This window comes from Acidiplasma sp. MBA-1 (assembly GCF_000949015.1).
Taxonomy (GTDB): Archaea; Thermoplasmatota; Thermoplasmata; order Thermoplasmatales; family Thermoplasmataceae; genus Acidiplasma; species Acidiplasma aeolicum.
On the sequence record NZ_JYHS01000001.1, the window covers coordinates 68434 to 82273 of the forward strand.

The 13840-nt window shown below is 33.7% G+C and carries 16 protein-coding genes, 2 tRNA genes and 1 pseudogene; 12 read left to right on the forward strand and 7 right to left on the reverse strand.

The window, feature by feature from the left end:
• Positions 1-509 precede the first annotated feature (509 nt).
• Together TZ01_RS09345 and TZ01_RS00355 are read left to right on the forward strand one after the other, a co-directional pair.
• Entirely contained in the window at positions 510-644 is a 135-nt protein-coding gene (locus tag TZ01_RS09345) for a transposase (RefSeq protein WP_082180411.1), read from the forward strand.
• Positions 645-790: 146 nt separating this feature from the next.
• Positions 791-1729, forward strand: coding sequence for an IS3 family transposase (locus tag TZ01_RS00355; protein WP_255350841.1), 939 nt, complete (start codon positions 791-793; stop codon positions 1727-1729).
• A 40-nt stretch (positions 1730-1769) separates the two neighbouring features.
• On the opposite strand, the pseudogene TZ01_RS09495 reads toward TZ01_RS00355, so the two are convergent.
• A pseudogene (locus TZ01_RS09495) lies at positions 1770-1991 on the reverse strand (transposase); the annotation flags it as partial.
• 68 nt (positions 1992-2059) lie between these two features.
• Between TZ01_RS09495 and TZ01_RS00360 the strand changes: the two are divergent.
• Positions 2060-2344, forward strand: a complete 285-nt coding sequence (locus tag TZ01_RS00360; RefSeq protein WP_048100836.1) for a hypothetical protein — start codon at positions 2060-2062, stop codon at positions 2342-2344.
• 256 nt (positions 2345-2600) lie between these two features.
• On the opposite strand, the gene TZ01_RS09980 is transcribed toward TZ01_RS00360, so the two are convergent.
• From TZ01_RS09980 to TZ01_RS00370, 3 genes are all read right to left on the reverse strand, one after another.
• A complete protein-coding gene (locus TZ01_RS09980; protein WP_082180434.1) occupies positions 2601-2885 on the reverse strand; it encodes a type II toxin-antitoxin system RelE/ParE family toxin in 285 nt (94 codons plus the stop codon).
• 5 nt (positions 2886-2890) lie between these two features.
• On the reverse strand, positions 2891-3406 hold the full coding sequence (locus TZ01_RS09355; protein WP_082180412.1) for a type II toxin-antitoxin system antitoxin SocA domain-containing protein: 516 nt from the start codon (positions 3404-3406) through the stop codon (positions 2891-2893).
• Between the two features lie 241 nt (positions 3407-3647).
• Positions 3648-3732 (reverse strand) — tRNA-Leu (locus TZ01_RS00370).
• 78 nt (positions 3733-3810) lie between these two features.
• Here TZ01_RS00370 and TZ01_RS00375 point away from each other — a divergent pair.
• The 6 genes from TZ01_RS00375 (at position 3811) to TZ01_RS00400 (ending at position 7253) form a co-directional block, all read left to right on the forward strand.
• Positions 3811-4065, forward strand: coding sequence for a hypothetical protein (locus TZ01_RS00375; RefSeq protein ID WP_048100838.1), 255 nt, complete (start codon positions 3811-3813; stop codon positions 4063-4065).
• A gap of 50 nt (positions 4066-4115) precedes the next feature.
• Positions 4116-4505, forward strand: coding sequence for an Lrp/AsnC family transcriptional regulator (locus tag TZ01_RS00380; protein ID WP_048100839.1), 390 nt, complete (start codon positions 4116-4118; stop codon positions 4503-4505).
• A 55-nt stretch (positions 4506-4560) separates the two neighbouring features.
• Positions 4561-4833 (forward strand): DNA-binding protein Alba, encoded by a 273-nt coding sequence (gene albA, locus TZ01_RS00385; protein WP_048100840.1) that lies wholly within the window; start codon positions 4561-4563, stop codon positions 4831-4833.
• A 72-nt stretch (positions 4834-4905) separates the two neighbouring features.
• Positions 4906-5898 carry a polyprenyl synthetase family protein gene (locus tag TZ01_RS00390; RefSeq protein ID WP_048100841.1) on the forward strand — a complete coding sequence of 331 codons (993 nt, stop codon included), beginning with the start codon at positions 4906-4908 and terminating at the stop codon, positions 5896-5898.
• Complete coding sequence (locus TZ01_RS00395) at positions 5898-7055, forward strand: ArsA family ATPase (RefSeq protein WP_048100842.1); 1158 nt, start codon at positions 5898-5900, stop codon at positions 7053-7055. The genes TZ01_RS00390 and TZ01_RS00395 overlap by 1 nt, the downstream gene beginning before the upstream one ends.
• 9 nt (positions 7056-7064) lie before the next feature.
• Complete coding sequence (locus TZ01_RS00400; protein WP_048100843.1) at positions 7065-7253, forward strand: hypothetical protein; 189 nt, start codon at positions 7065-7067, stop codon at positions 7251-7253.
• A gap of 2 nt (positions 7254-7255) precedes the next feature.
• Here TZ01_RS00400 and twy1 read toward each other — a convergent pair whose 3' ends face one another.
• Positions 7256-8212 carry a 4-demethylwyosine synthase TYW1 gene (twy1, locus tag TZ01_RS00405; protein ID WP_048100844.1) on the reverse strand — a complete coding sequence of 319 codons (957 nt, stop codon included), beginning with the start codon at positions 8210-8212 and terminating at the stop codon, positions 7256-7258.
• Between the two features lie 206 nt (positions 8213-8418).
• Entirely contained in the window at positions 8419-10062 is a 1644-nt protein-coding gene (gene thsB, locus TZ01_RS00410) for a thermosome subunit beta (RefSeq protein ID WP_048100845.1), read from the reverse strand.
• A 99-nt stretch (positions 10063-10161) separates the two neighbouring features.
• On the opposite strand from thsB, the gene TZ01_RS00415 reads away from it, so the two are divergent.
• The 3 genes from TZ01_RS00415 to TZ01_RS00425 all read left to right on the forward strand — a co-directional run bounded on the left by TZ01_RS00415 (position 10162) and on the right by TZ01_RS00425 (position 13527).
• The gene (locus TZ01_RS00415) at positions 10162-11376 is read left to right on the forward strand and encodes an MFS transporter (RefSeq protein ID WP_082180413.1); all 1215 of its coding nucleotides are present in this window, start codon (positions 10162-10164) and stop codon (positions 11374-11376) included.
• A gap of 171 nt (positions 11377-11547) precedes the next feature.
• Positions 11548-12987 carry an MFS transporter gene (locus TZ01_RS00420; protein WP_156150263.1) on the forward strand — a complete coding sequence of 480 codons (1440 nt, stop codon included), beginning with the start codon at positions 11548-11550 and terminating at the stop codon, positions 12985-12987.
• 192 nt (positions 12988-13179) lie between these two features.
• Positions 13180-13527, forward strand: coding sequence for a hypothetical protein (locus TZ01_RS00425; protein WP_048100847.1), 348 nt, complete (start codon positions 13180-13182; stop codon positions 13525-13527).
• Between the two features lie 222 nt (positions 13528-13749).
• On the opposite strand, the gene TZ01_RS00430 is transcribed toward TZ01_RS00425, so the two are convergent.
• Positions 13750-13822 (reverse strand) — tRNA-Val (locus tag TZ01_RS00430).
• Between the last annotated feature and the right edge of the window lie 18 nt (positions 13823-13840).

The following is a 13840-nucleotide window of genomic DNA, read 5'->3' on the forward strand; positions in this document are numbered from 1 at the left end:
TGTATTTGCTAATAAGGTTAACTGCAACTTCATGTAACCTAAAATTGAAGAAATTGGCCTATGCTCTATTTCAGATGGTTTATAACCAATAAAGCATATTTTAAGTACCAGCCCACATGAAATGACGCCTAGAAACGATCTGAATATATGGCATTATTTGTGAAATTTAGATAGGTTATAAGGGGGTTTTAAACATTGAAATATGTTACAGGTATGATTTCTGTTACCCATGTTAACAACTGCCCTTGTAAGTTATCGTCCTAGCGTTCATCTCATTAAGTATAGAAAGTAACTTCCCGCTTAAGAGTTAAAAAAAATTCCATGATAGGTAAGAGGGATTACCTCCCCATCCCCATCTTTGGATGGCCTTACAGCCAATTATCTCACAATAAAAGTCTGACATATTTTTATATTAATATTATGTTGGTTATGAATAGTTTAAACTTAAACACATCTAAAGAGATATATAACGAATGATTTATATAAATATATAAAGGGGGCAATGTAAAATGCCTAGAAGAATATATACAAGTGAGAAGAAATATAATATTATAATGGAATCATTCCAGAATCCAAATATTACCATAGCAGAAATATGCAGGAACCATGGAATAGCAGGAGCACTATTTTATAAATGGAAGTAACAGTTTTTAGAAGGAAGCAAAAAGGGACTGGAAGGAAAAGACCCTGATAAGTCCTTAATTAAAGAGAATGAAAAATTAAAGTCAATAATAGGTGAAATGACCATAGCAAATGAGATTTTAAAAAAAAATTATATGAGAAGGAAAAGGTGAGTTCAGTGTATGAAATGTATAATAATGGGATTGAAGTAAAAAATGCATGCTATTATTCAGGAATTAACAGAATAACATACTATTATAGGAGGAGGCATGAAAACATTGAAGATAGAAGATCTTCAACAAGGATTGATAATAGTATTATTAATAAAATAATAGAACTATGCAAAGAAAGAATAACATATGGCTATAATAGAATATGGGCATTATTGAGGAACTCCGGCATAAATATAGCAAGGAAAACAGTGTATAAAATAATGAAGAACAATAATCTAACTTTACCATTGCATAACCATAAGAATAGAAGGGAATTAAAATTATTAATAGCAGATAAGCCAGAGATGTTAATAGAAACAGATATTACTTATATACCTACAAATAATGGAATTACCTATTTAATGTGCATTAAGGATGCATTCTCCAAGGAATGGTATGGCTATAATTATAATGCATCATGCACGGCCAGGGATGCAATAAATGCCATAGATGATGCTATTATAAGGAAGTTCAATGGCATAGTACCTGAGAATATTACTCTAAGGACAGACAATGGTCCCCAATATATTTCTAAAGAATTCAATAATTATTTGAAAACAATGAATATAAAGCATGAATACATAGAAAGGGAAACACCTGAGGAGAATGAAGATATTGAATCATTCCATAATTCAATTAAAACTGATTATATATGGATCAATGAAATAAATAATTTCAATGATGGTAAAATAATAATAGAAAAGGCATTCTATGATTATAATAATATAAGGCTACATTCTACCCTTGATTACTATTCACCTTTGCAGTTTTTAGGTAAATGGAATAATGATAGTAGTTTCAGGGAATATTACAGAGGATTTTTAAAGAATCTTAAGGATGGCTACAGAAGAAGAAATAGTAATTATTATAAGAGGTCTATGATAAATGTCTCATGAAATGGAAAGATTTTTGTTTAACAATCACTATCCAACATCATACAGACCTATTATTATCTATTATAGCACTGTGGAATTTATTATCTCTATTCCTTGGCACTGATAAATCCTTGATCTCACCATACCTTGTTTTTAGGTTCCTCTTATAATAACCATTCTTTATTCCAGGATTCTCCTCTAAATATTGATCTTGTTCTATTTTCATAAGGGTTTCTATTTTTTCCTTTATTGTCTGTTCTATTAATTTCTCTATATCCGATATATTTTATATTGTCATATCCCTACTTTATACCTCCTTGGTTCAGAAGAGGTATTTCTCCCTGTTATTTAATGATCATTTCATTATTAACAGGGAGATTTATATTTACACAAATATGGTACACAACCAAAAGATTAGCTGATTACAGAACAATAATACATAAAAACATCTATAAGGACCTAGATTATTCAATATCGCAATATAAAAAGGTATATAATACAGATAAATCCGATAAATATGATTTATATGAATTTACATGGGAATGCCCAGGAAAATTAAAAATAAAGAATTATCCAAAGAATGCCTTCTTTTCAATGTATAGACTGTATGTTATGATGAAAGGAAAACGTGATTGAAATGCATATAAGGAAGAATACTACAATATAGAAAGATTTATAGGAATGAAAATAAATGTTTATTATTCTGTGGGGAGATCCGATTTTCTTCAGCGAGGAAACATTAGAAGAACAGGACACCGACGGCATGCTTCTCAAATCAGGGAATAAACTCGTATATATTCCATGGGCATCTGTTGTTTGCTTTGAAAGCGAGCAATGATCTTTTAGATAATAAATTGGATATAATAAACTATAATATTTATTTTAGTAGCCTTTATCTTTTGCCATATGTTCTGCCATAGAATTCATCATGATTTCCAATGTTTATAAATATAACAATGCAATATTTTTCCCCTATTTTATAGAGTATTACGATTTTTTGCCTATTAACTTTTACCGCCCTGTAATTTGCGATTAGCCCTGTTTTAGTTGCACCAATATATGGATTTTTCTTTACTGCACATATTTTGTTTTTAATCTGATCCTTGATATTTTTATCCCTAACCTTTTTTATGTAATCTTCTATCGCAGATACATCAATAGAATAATTATCGCATATTTAAATCATGAAAATAGAGAATCAATATCGGAATCGTCTTTTATTATATGTTTTCCATATATGCCTTTTTTTATATTCTCTTTATCTATCTTTTCGGCATTTTTCCAGAAAACACCGGAATTAACTTCACTGTAAAACCATGCATAGCTATCAAGGTCTATAGGGTTGTTAAAATCTTCTGCATAGATATAAGGCTCTGTCTTATCTGCCAGTTTTTCCAGTTCACTTCCATTTTTATCTATATATGGTTTTATGAGGTCATGTATCATATTTGCAATTTTATTATCTATTTTAAAATCTTCATTTACAAGCTCTGATTCTTTTGCAGGATTGTTATTAATCTGTTCTTTTATAACAATGTCTTCTTCTAAGTCTTCAATATTTTTTATATCCTCGGAATAAGGCCCAAAATAATAACGCTTAAATGTTAGATCAGATAATCTTCTTCCATATTTTTTAATGTATTCATATTCAGCAAAATAAGAAAGCTTTTGTAATTTTTTTGTGGGAGAGGACCATATTTAATTAACAGATATTTAACAAGATCTACACCATTTATTTTTACTTTCTCCATATATGGCAATTATAATAACTATATATACACTTTTCTATAAAGCCCTATTAAATATTTATATGTGATTATAATATAATCATTAAATTATATAATGTTATTTTTATATTATAAAATCAGCATCATGAGTATATAAATAAAGATATGAAAACACTAACTATGTATGTCATTGCATTGAACTTTTATAATCATGCAAGGGACGGGATTTGAACCCGCGAACCCCTTCGGGACAGGATCTTAAGTCCTGCACCTTTGGCCAAGCTTAGTTACCCTTGCACCACTTAATTATTTTTACCTTAATAAGTTTTATCAGGTAATGCCATGTATTTTATATTAATTTTGATTTCCATATATATGGTGGATGATAGAGAGGTTATAGGATTTACACTGGATGAGGAGCCAAAATGGGTTAAGGTTACTCTGGAGGACGGAACAGTTATGCAGATAAAAATGGAGATAATGGCAATAGAAAGAAACGGAAATGACCCAAATACAGGCATCCCTGTATACATAATTCAGGCAACAAATATAATGAGAATGCTTAAGGTTCCAAAGGAGCTTATTAAGACAACCAATGATAGGCATAACAGTTCTGGATTATACAGTTAAGTTTTTTATTCGTTTACATATATTTAAATTAAACCAAACAATAATGGTTTATGGATGAAAAAGATTATGAAATTTTAAAGTTATTAAGGGAAAATTCTAGAATGAGCAATATGGAAATTGCAAGGGAGTTAAAGGTTTCTGAAGGTACAATACGGAAGCGTATAGCAAATCTTTATAAATCAGGAATTATAAAAAAATTTACAATAGAAACCCCATCGTCGGTTGAGGCCATGATTCTTGTGAGGGTTGACCCAAAAAAGGCACCATATGTATTAGAAAAGTTGAAAAATATTTACCATGAAATATATGAGCTTTCAGGAAGCATTGACGTGTCAATAAAATTATCCAAAAATACCCTTGATGAGATAAATTCAGAGGTGGATAACATAAGATCAATTGACGGTGTTATAAGCACAGATACCATGATCCGGCTAAAATAGAAATCAGCGATATTATTAAATAGCGTTAATAAATAAGGGATAAAGGGGATTTTACATGGCAGAAGAAAATACAATCTTTGTGGGAAAAAAGCCAACAATGAACTATGTCCTTGCTATAGTGACACAATTTAACAACAATGATGTAAAACGCATTGTTATTAAGGCAAGGGGAAAATCAATCAGCAAGGCAGTCGATATAGCAGAGATAACAAGGCATAAATTTGTACAGGACATAAAATACGAAAGGATAACATTAGATACCGAGACACTTGAGGGTGAGAGGGGCCCATCAAACGTTTCATCAATTGAAATTGTTTTATCCAGATAAATTAATTATTTTTATAAATCACAAAAACTTAAATTGTTATTTTTAATACATTTGTAAAATTGCGGTGTTTAAATGAAAACTTTTTATGAATGGCAGTCTGGTTTGTCCAAAAAAATTAATGAGATAAATAACAGGTTATTGAAAACCATAGAAACAGATCAGGATTATCTGTACACAATGGCAAAATATACCATTGACGCCGGTGGAAAACGATTCAGGCCACTTTTAACTATTCTGTCCTATGAAATTTCAACAGATAAACCGTATGAAAATATACTTGACCTTGCAGCAGGATATGAATTAATCCATACTGCCAGTTTAATACACGATGACATTATAGATAATTCCCCATACAGAAGGGGTAGAAAAACATTGAGCTATAAGGAAGGCATAAATAATGCCATTGTTGTTGGCGATTATCTATTTGCAAAGGCATATGAACTCGGATCAAGATATGGAAAGGACGTATCAAAAATAATGGCCGATGCATCATCAAGGCTTGCCGAGGGTCAGATCCTGGAGGCCATGAATATTGGAAACCTAAACATGGATATAAATACATATGAATTAATAATAAAAAATAAAACTGCAGATTTTTTTGCAGCCTGTGCTGAAGGTGCCACACTGGCTGCCGGTGCGGATAAAAATATATCAGAAAATTTAAAGGAATTTTCATTTAATATGGGCATGGCATTCCAGATTACAGATGATATACTGGACATAGTGGGAAACGAAAAGGATATGGGAAAACCCACAATGGTTGATTTAAACCATGATGTTATCACCCTTCCGATAATTCACGCATTAAGAAATGCCAGTCAGGAAAAGAGAAAAATAATAAAGGATATACTTACAGGAGAATACCGTGATAAGGACTTTAAAAATGTATTTAAAAACATTTTATATGAATTGGGGTCCCTTGAATATTCTTTTAATATTGCCAAGGATTATATAACAAAATCCGTTAGCAATTTAAATAAAATAAAGAGGTCAGGAGATGTTGATCTTCTTATGGACCTTGCATTGATAGTAATAGATAGAATAAATGAATCAGGTGTTGTATAATGTCTAGAGTTTTATTATATACAGGAAAGGGTGGAGTTGGTAAGACAAGTGTGGCAGCGTCAACTGGATTAATGCTTTCGAAAAAGTATAAAACTGTGGTAATGTCAACAGATCCTGCCCACAGCCTTAGCGATTCTCTTGAGGCAAAAATAGGATCAGAGGCAACAAAAATTTATGATAATTTCTATGCACAGGAGATAAATATTAACGATGCAATAAAAAGTCACTGGAACGATCTACGTGAATATCTAACAGCATTATTCCAGTACCAGGGTCTTGATCCAATTTCTGCCGAGGAAATAGCAATACTTCCTGGATTTGAGGAGGCAGCATACCTGCTTTACATTAACGATTATATAAACAATAATGACTTTGATGTAATTGTTGTCGATAGCGCACCGACAGGTGAGGCATTAAGGCTTTTATCATTCCCGGAGGTTATGAGATGGTACATGGAAAAGGTATTTCCAATAAGCAGAACCGCCGCAAAGATTGCAAGGCCGTTCATGAAACCATTCTCAAATCTTCCAATGCCAAACGACAAGGTCTTTGAAAGCGCAGAGGCACTTTATGATCAGCTTGGCCATATTCATGATATATTGCAGAATCCTGAAATAACATCCATAAGGCTTGTTACAAATGCCGATCAAATGTCATATAATGAAACAAAAAGGGCATTTACATATCTTTTGCTTTATGGATATCCAGTTGATGCCGTTATTGCAAACAAAATATATACTGATGATACAGGCGATTTTTTCAGGGAATGGAGGGAATCGCAGCATAAAATTGTTGATGAGCTCCCGGATGCCTTCCCTGATGTTAAGATATTAAAGGGATACCTTCAAAACGATGAACCACTTGGCAGGGATAAATTAATAAAATTTGGTGAGACCATATACGGTGAAAATGACCCTTATGATATTTTTTATAAAGGAAAACCAATAGAATTTACAAAGCATGGAAATGATGTTATAGTTAAAATTAAACTGCCATATGCAACAAAGGAAAATCTTGATTTATTTAACAAAGGTGGCGAGCTTGTTGTTGAGGTGGGCAACTGGAAGAGGATAATGTATCTCCCACAGACAATGGCAAACATGGAACCTGCAGCCGCTGAACTGAAAAATGGTTATCTATATATAACACTAAAGTAATTACTATTTATGGATAAAAAAACAGTAATACAGATAAATATTGAGGTGCCCAAAATAGTTGGGGATGTAATATCTGAGGCTGAAAAATATACAAGAGGCGTGTTTGAACTTATAAGATTCGGCCAGAGAATTATATTTAAAAATCAATCCACAGCAAATGAGCCTAAAAAGGAGCTCAAAAAAATATCAATAAAATAAAATTATTTCATATGTTTCTTTAATTCTGCCTCAAAGTCAATTTTGGCCTTTGATGGGTCCTTTGCTATCATGGCAACCCTGCTTTCGTATCTATCTGCATATGGTGTGTAACCCAGCCTTCTGGCAAGTTCATTTGAGAATTCAAGCACCATTTCATGGCTTGGCATGTTTTCATATGCCAGTCTGTCCATGGACTGGCCAACATGTACATAACCCTTTGATTCTATGAAATCTGGTGAGGCTATTCTATCCAGTTTTTCATACTCATCATAGTACGGCATATTTACATCCTTAACGAGTGTATGCCTTATTACCTTCCTTGTATCCAGTGATGGCAGGATCTCCAGTGTTCTGTTAAAGTTTTCCCACGCGTTTCCTATTGCTGGATGAAGAACATCATTAAATATCTTTTTTGTGGGACCTGCAACCGTTACATATAGTTGAGTTGGTAACGGGTCAAGTTTTTCGAGTACCATTGGCAGGGTTCCATTTGTTACCAGAAATGTTGATATACCACGTTTTGTTGCGGCCTCTATTAATTCTCCAAGCCTTGTGTAAAGTGTGGGTTCTCCAGTGAGGGAGATTGCCATATGTTTCGGATGCTGTGCCTCCTCAAAAAGCTCTTTCTTTACCTTGGGATTCCCCTTAAATCCCGATATTAATTTCAAATGTGCCTTTATGCTTTCCTCAAGAATAAATTCTGGATCATCCTCCTGAGAAATATGCATGCTGTCAAATCCCTGAAATCTCCAGCAGAAATCACAGTTCTCTGAGCATGCATTTAATGCGGGTGTCATCTGTATACACTGATGTGAATTAATTCCATAAAATGTATTTTTATAACATGCAGCATGGCCTGTTAACTGGCTCTTGGTCCAGTGACATACCTTTACGGCTGAATGATTTCCGACAAGGCCATAATGCTGTTTTTTATATATTGGTTTATATGTATTTATCATTAAGATATAAATTTAAAAACTATATATAAACCCTTTTAAAATGTTATTCAGCCGATATTAATGATGTTACATATTAAATTCATAATTTTTAGAATTCACAAAGTTTTTTTTAATTCCCAGCAATTGATTATTTATAAAAACCAATCAAAAAGCATTTAAATTGTGTATGAAGTTAAAATATTTATAAAAAAAATAATTCATATATTTTAGTATTCTCCACCTGGCATTCCGCCGCCCATGCCACCCTGTGGTCCACCTGGTGATGGGTTGTTCTTTGAGGATTTGGTGGCTATAACATCATCTATTCTAAGTATCATTACTGCAGCCTCCGTAGCAGCTGCAACTGCCTGTTTGCCAACCCTTATGGGCTCTATTACACCAAGTTTTTCCATGTCTTCAACTGTTCCCTTGAAGACATTTAATCCATAGGTTTTCTTTCCATTGGCATGTGCACTTCTTATCTGTATTAGTATGTCTATTGGGTCCAATCCTGCATTTTCTGCCAGTGCCCGGGGTATGTCCTCAAGTGCATCAGCGAATTTTTCTATTGCCAGTTGCTGCCTGCCACCAACCTTGGATGCATATGATCTAAGATTGAATGCCATTTCCTCTGCTGCTGATCCGCCTCCGGTGACATATGCACCATCCTCAACGGCTGCGGCGACCACGTGCAGTGAGTCTGTAAGTGATCTCTCTATCTCATCTGCAACATGCTCTGTTCCGGCCCTTATTAATAGGCTTATGGCCTTTGGGTTCTTGCAGCCTGTCACAAATGTCATGTAGTCATCGCCGACCTTTCTTTCCTCCACACTGTCTGCATGTCCCAGATCATTTTCTGTTATTTCTTCAAGTGATGATATTATTGTTGCACCTGTTGCCTTGGCAAGCTTATCAACATCACTCTTCTTAACCCTTCTCACTGCATATATGCCGTCCTTTGCAAGGTAGTGCTGTGCCATGTCATCTATTCCCTTCTGGGTTATTACAACATTGGCACCTGTTGCCTTTATTTTTTCTACCATATCCTTGAGAAGGTCCTCCTCCTGTGAAAGGAATTTCTGGATCATTCTTGGATCACTTATCTGAAGGTTTGTATCAAACTCTGGCTTTTTAATTTCTAATGCCACATCAAGGAGGGCAATCTTTGCATCCTTAACGAGTTTTGGCATATTCGGATGGACCTTCTCCTTATCAAGAATTATACCATCTATTAACTGTGTTTCCTGTATTTCCCCACCCTGCTTTTTAACTATCTGGAGGTTATCAAAGTCAACATAATACTTGCCATCTCTCTCCTCAGCTATGCTTTTAATTGCATCATAGGATATGCCGCCAAGGAGATCCTCCTCAACTGATGCGCTCTTGCTGTTAAGTGATGTTTTTGCCATCTGAACCAGCAGATCCCTGTCAGATATTTTTACAGGTTTTGAAATCTGATCTAAAATTTTAGAAGCCTGCTCTGCAGCCATTTTGAATCCGTTTGTAATAACTGTTGGATGGACATTCTGGTTAATCAGCGACTGTGCCTGATCAAGAAGGGCACCGGCCAGTACAACAGCAGTTGTTGTCCCATCACCAACATAGCTGTCCTGTGTTTTTGAAACCTCAACCATCATCTTGGCTGCAGGATGTTCAACATCCATTTCCTTTAATATTGTTACACCATCATTGGTTATTACTATATCACCAAGGGAATCCACAAGCATCTTATCCATACCCCTTGGGCCCAATGTTGATCTTATTGATGTTGCTATAGCCTTTGCAGCATCTATATTTTCCTGCATGGCATCCTTGCCACTCTCTCTTTTTGTACCTTCTCTTAATACAAATATTGGCTGACCACCGATCATAATTATCAAATAAGTAAAAATAAACTTCTATATAACCATTTCTATATAGTAAATTAATCCCACATCTTATATTTATATAATAAACATTAAAATAAAAAGATGAAAAAGTTTTATTTATTTTTTATCAATACTGAACAGGTGCATAGATTTTTTAATAATAAAAATACCCCTATAATTGTATATCTAATATTATTAATGTCGCTAACATTTTCAGTGCGCGCAAGCAATAATTTGATACTTACAACAATACCATTAATATCAAAATATTATCTTAATTTTAATAGCGTTTTAATCGGCATCCTTTCCGCTTCAGCCATGGGGAGCACAGGCATAATGAGTGCATTAATAAATTCAAGGCTGGATTCCAAGAAGAGAAGGAAATTATTTATTTCCTCAGTTTTTATTTATTCAGTTTTTGAGCCATTATTCTATTTCTCCAACCCTTATAATATCTGGCTACTCGTTATATTTTCAGGCTTCTTTTTTGGCTCCATCATGCCCAATATAATAAGCTCCGCGGGTACAATAAAAGATAAAAAAACAAGGGAAAGGGCATTAACATTATATACATTATCACTTAGTGCAAGCCTGGTTATAGGGCCAATAATTGAATCATATATATTATTATACTTTAACCTGTATCAGCTATTCTTATTTTTTATACCTTTTGATATAATTGCAGTAATCCTATCATTTAAAATAAGATTTCCAGATGAAAATAACAGAAAAACAAAAAGGACACTAAATATTTTTAAGAATAATGGTTTTAAATTATCTGTTTTTAATAATATTTCTTATGATACGCCATTTGCGTTAATTTTAACATTTGGCGGCATCTTTGCCAGAACAGAGTTTAATGCACCATATTCATTTGTTGAGATATTATTGGCCGGATTTTTTGGCCTATCATTCTTATCAAGGTTTTATCTATCATACAGGCCAGTAAGAAGGCTGTATATAACCACAACATTCTCAATACTGTTGACAATTACAGGATTAATAATGGTGTACCTATCCAGAAATTTAATCACCTATTTTATAATTATTTGCATGCTTGGAATACCGCATGGTTTAACATTTCCAACATCATTAACCGCATTATCAAGGTCATTTAATGAGAATGAAATTTCTGTTGCAAATACATATTTTTATGCCATAATGATGTTTCTTGCAGTAGCAGTGCCCTCCATATCTGGTTTAATGGTATATTCAATTGGGTTGAGATATACATTTCTTTTATTTTCTGTACCAGTCATTATACTCTTTATTTTAATATTATATGAGTATAGAAAAGTACCGGGAATAAACGAATAATATTTCAGCAATGTATTTTGATATAATATAAAATATTGCAAATTTTTTTAATTTTTGTTATTTTAAATTCATATTATTTAATTTTATTTTAATATATTTGAAAATTTATTTGTATTTTTGTTAATGTTCTGTATAAGAAATATTTATTAATAAAGTTTTAATATGGGTACAATGACCTATAACATTAAGACTCCATCAAAAAGAGATATAAATATAACAATAGCATTAATGGCATTTTCCGGATTATTAATAATATACGTAGAGACGATGATAGTCCCGGCCATACCAATATTCATAAAATTCTTTCACTCAACATATAATAATGTTTCATGGATACTAATTGCATATATTATTTCAGGTACGGTATCTGCCGCAATTTTTGGCAGGGTGGCAGATATGATAGGCAAAAAACGGGTTTTTCTTGCACTCGGCATTGTCTATCTCATAGCAGTGTCTTTTGGTGGATTTTCCAGAACACTGGATGAATTAATTGCAGTAAGGGCTGTTCAGGGTCTGGGTTTTGGTATGATACCAATAGCCTTTGCAATAATCAATGACGTCGTTCCAAAAAAAGAACTCGCACTTGCACAGGGGATAATGAGTGCAACCTTTGCAATAGGTTCAGGAATAGGTTTGGTTCTTGGTGCATATATAACTGAAGACCTGGGCTGGCAGTATGATTTCCATACAGCCATTCCTGTTACTGCAGTACTTTTAATATTAACATATATTTATTTAAAGGATTATTCAAAGCCACACAGGGAGAGGATTGATTACATAGGTGTTTCCCTGCTTGCCATACCATTAATAACATTCATATTTGCACTATCAGAGGGGCAAACATATGGGTGGACATCCACCCTAATTATTTCCCTATTTGTCTTTTCATTTATAATGTTCTTCGTCTTTGTATACTTTGAATCAAATTATAAATATGCTTTTATAAATATGAAGCTCTTAAAGGTCAGGAACGTTCTAATGGCAAATATCATTGGATTGTTTGCCATGGCAGCAATGTATTTTCTTTTCTTCACTGTTCCAACACTTCTTCAGGACCCAGCACCAGCAGGATTTGGCAAATCTATTATAGATTCTGGTTTGATCATGTTTCCTGCAACTGTAATGAATATGCTCTTTGCACCTGTTGCGGCCAGGGTAATACGCAGAAAAGGACCAAAACTTGCCATATTCATAGGTTTGACCGTTGATTTAATAGGTTTTATACTTTTATACCTTTACAGATCATCACTGCTTGAAATTCTGCTGGACACAATGTTCGTGGGTGCAGGCATATCCATGATGCTTGTTGGCATAATTAATGTATTATTAATATCAACCCCAAGGGAGCATGCCGGTGAGGCCACAGGAATAAATACAGTATTCAGGGATATAGGTATGTCAATAGCACCTGCCGTTGGCGGCGTTCTTGAAACAATGTATACAGTACCCGTGGTTGTTGGCGAAGTAGATGTGAACGGTATTTTGGTTGCCATAAAACATGGATTCCCTGATGCAACAGCATATAACTATATATATTTAATAGGTGTTGTTTTTGTGATATTTGGATTCATTTTTACAGCGTTTATTAAAAAGGTCAAAAATACGAATTAATTCTTGAAAAAAATCCTAAAATAGATTAAAGCATGTTGGAGGCACTTGCAATCCAGTAGGAGGGCATAGCCCTTGAAAATGATAGTAATTTATCAGATAGTTCTATCGCGTTGAAAAAATATTATAAGCATCTAATTGATGAAAGATTTAAATACAACCAAGATAATATCATAAATACAGGGTTGAGATAAAATGGATGCATTTATCTTTGCAATGATAGGCATATTCGTTATACTTATCGGCATAGCAGGTTACGCTGGTGGCTTTAAATCTGCAGGCTTTGCAATGGCTTTTCTTGGCCTTGCAGGATTTTTGGTCACAGCAATGGCTTATTATTCCGGCTATGTTTCTTATTCTTCCGCACTTAAGCAAGCCACTTCTGCCAGCCAGATATCAATGTACCAGCATAACTTGAGCCTCAACAATTTCAATGGAATGCTCGGGCTTCTATTTTTTGGCGTAATGATTGTATTTGGCATTGCAATGTACTATCTCGGATGGAAGGAAGATAAAAAAATAAAAAATATAGGGGATAATTAATGTTTAACAATTTAAAATTAAAAAATTTTTAACAGTCTTCCTTGTTGCCTTATTTTTAGTATCTGGAATGGCAGTTTTAGATAATAATTTTATTCACAATTCAAATTCCTCACTAATTACTGATTTTTCATTACTATTCCCTATAAATGAAACTTCTTCAGAAAAAACATATGTGAATTATTCATCTGAGACATCTTTATTAGATGTATCAGTATAAAAGCATGGGCCTGGCCGGATTCGAACCGGCGATCTTCTCCGTGTGAGGGAGACGTCATAGCCACTGGACTACAAGCCCATAAAACCATTATACCTT

Excerpts from the sequence above, each read along its gene's own strand:
- TZ01_RS00375 (WP_048100838.1), top strand. The coding sequence starts at position 3,811 with ATGGTGGATGATAGAGAGGTTATAGGATTTACACTGGATGAGGAGCCA.
- TZ01_RS00380 (WP_048100839.1), top strand. The coding sequence starts at position 4,116 with ATGGATGAAAAAGATTATGAAATTTTAAAGTTATTAAGGGAAAATTCT.
- TZ01_RS00415 (WP_082180413.1), top strand. The coding sequence starts at position 10,162 with ATGAAAAAGTTTTATTTATTTTTTATCAATACTGAACAGGTGCATAGA.
- TZ01_RS00400 (WP_048100843.1), top strand. The coding sequence starts at position 7,065 with ATGGATAAAAAAACAGTAATACAGATAAATATTGAGGTGCCCAAAATA.
- TZ01_RS00420 (WP_156150263.1), top strand. The coding sequence starts at position 11,548 with ATGACCTATAACATTAAGACTCCATCAAAAAGAGATATAAATATAACA.
- TZ01_RS00360 (WP_048100836.1), top strand. The coding sequence starts at position 2,060 with ATGATCATTTCATTATTAACAGGGAGATTTATATTTACACAAATATGG.
- TZ01_RS00425 (WP_048100847.1), top strand. The coding sequence starts at position 13,180 with ATGGATGCATTTATCTTTGCAATGATAGGCATATTCGTTATACTTATC.
- thsB (WP_048100845.1), bottom strand. The coding sequence starts at position 10,062 with ATGATCGGTGGTCAGCCAATATTTGTATTAAGAGAAGGTACAAAAAGA.
- albA (WP_048100840.1), top strand. The coding sequence starts at position 4,561 with ATGGCAGAAGAAAATACAATCTTTGTGGGAAAAAAGCCAACAATGAAC.
- TZ01_RS09345 (WP_082180411.1), top strand. The coding sequence starts at position 510 with ATGCCTAGAAGAATATATACAAGTGAGAAGAAATATAATATTATAATG.
- twy1 (WP_048100844.1), bottom strand. The coding sequence starts at position 8,212 with ATGATAAATACATATAAACCAATATATAAAAAACAGCATTATGGCCTT.
- TZ01_RS00395 (WP_048100842.1), top strand. The coding sequence starts at position 5,898 with ATGTCTAGAGTTTTATTATATACAGGAAAGGGTGGAGTTGGTAAGACA.
- TZ01_RS00390 (WP_048100841.1), top strand. The coding sequence starts at position 4,906 with ATGAAAACTTTTTATGAATGGCAGTCTGGTTTGTCCAAAAAAATTAAT.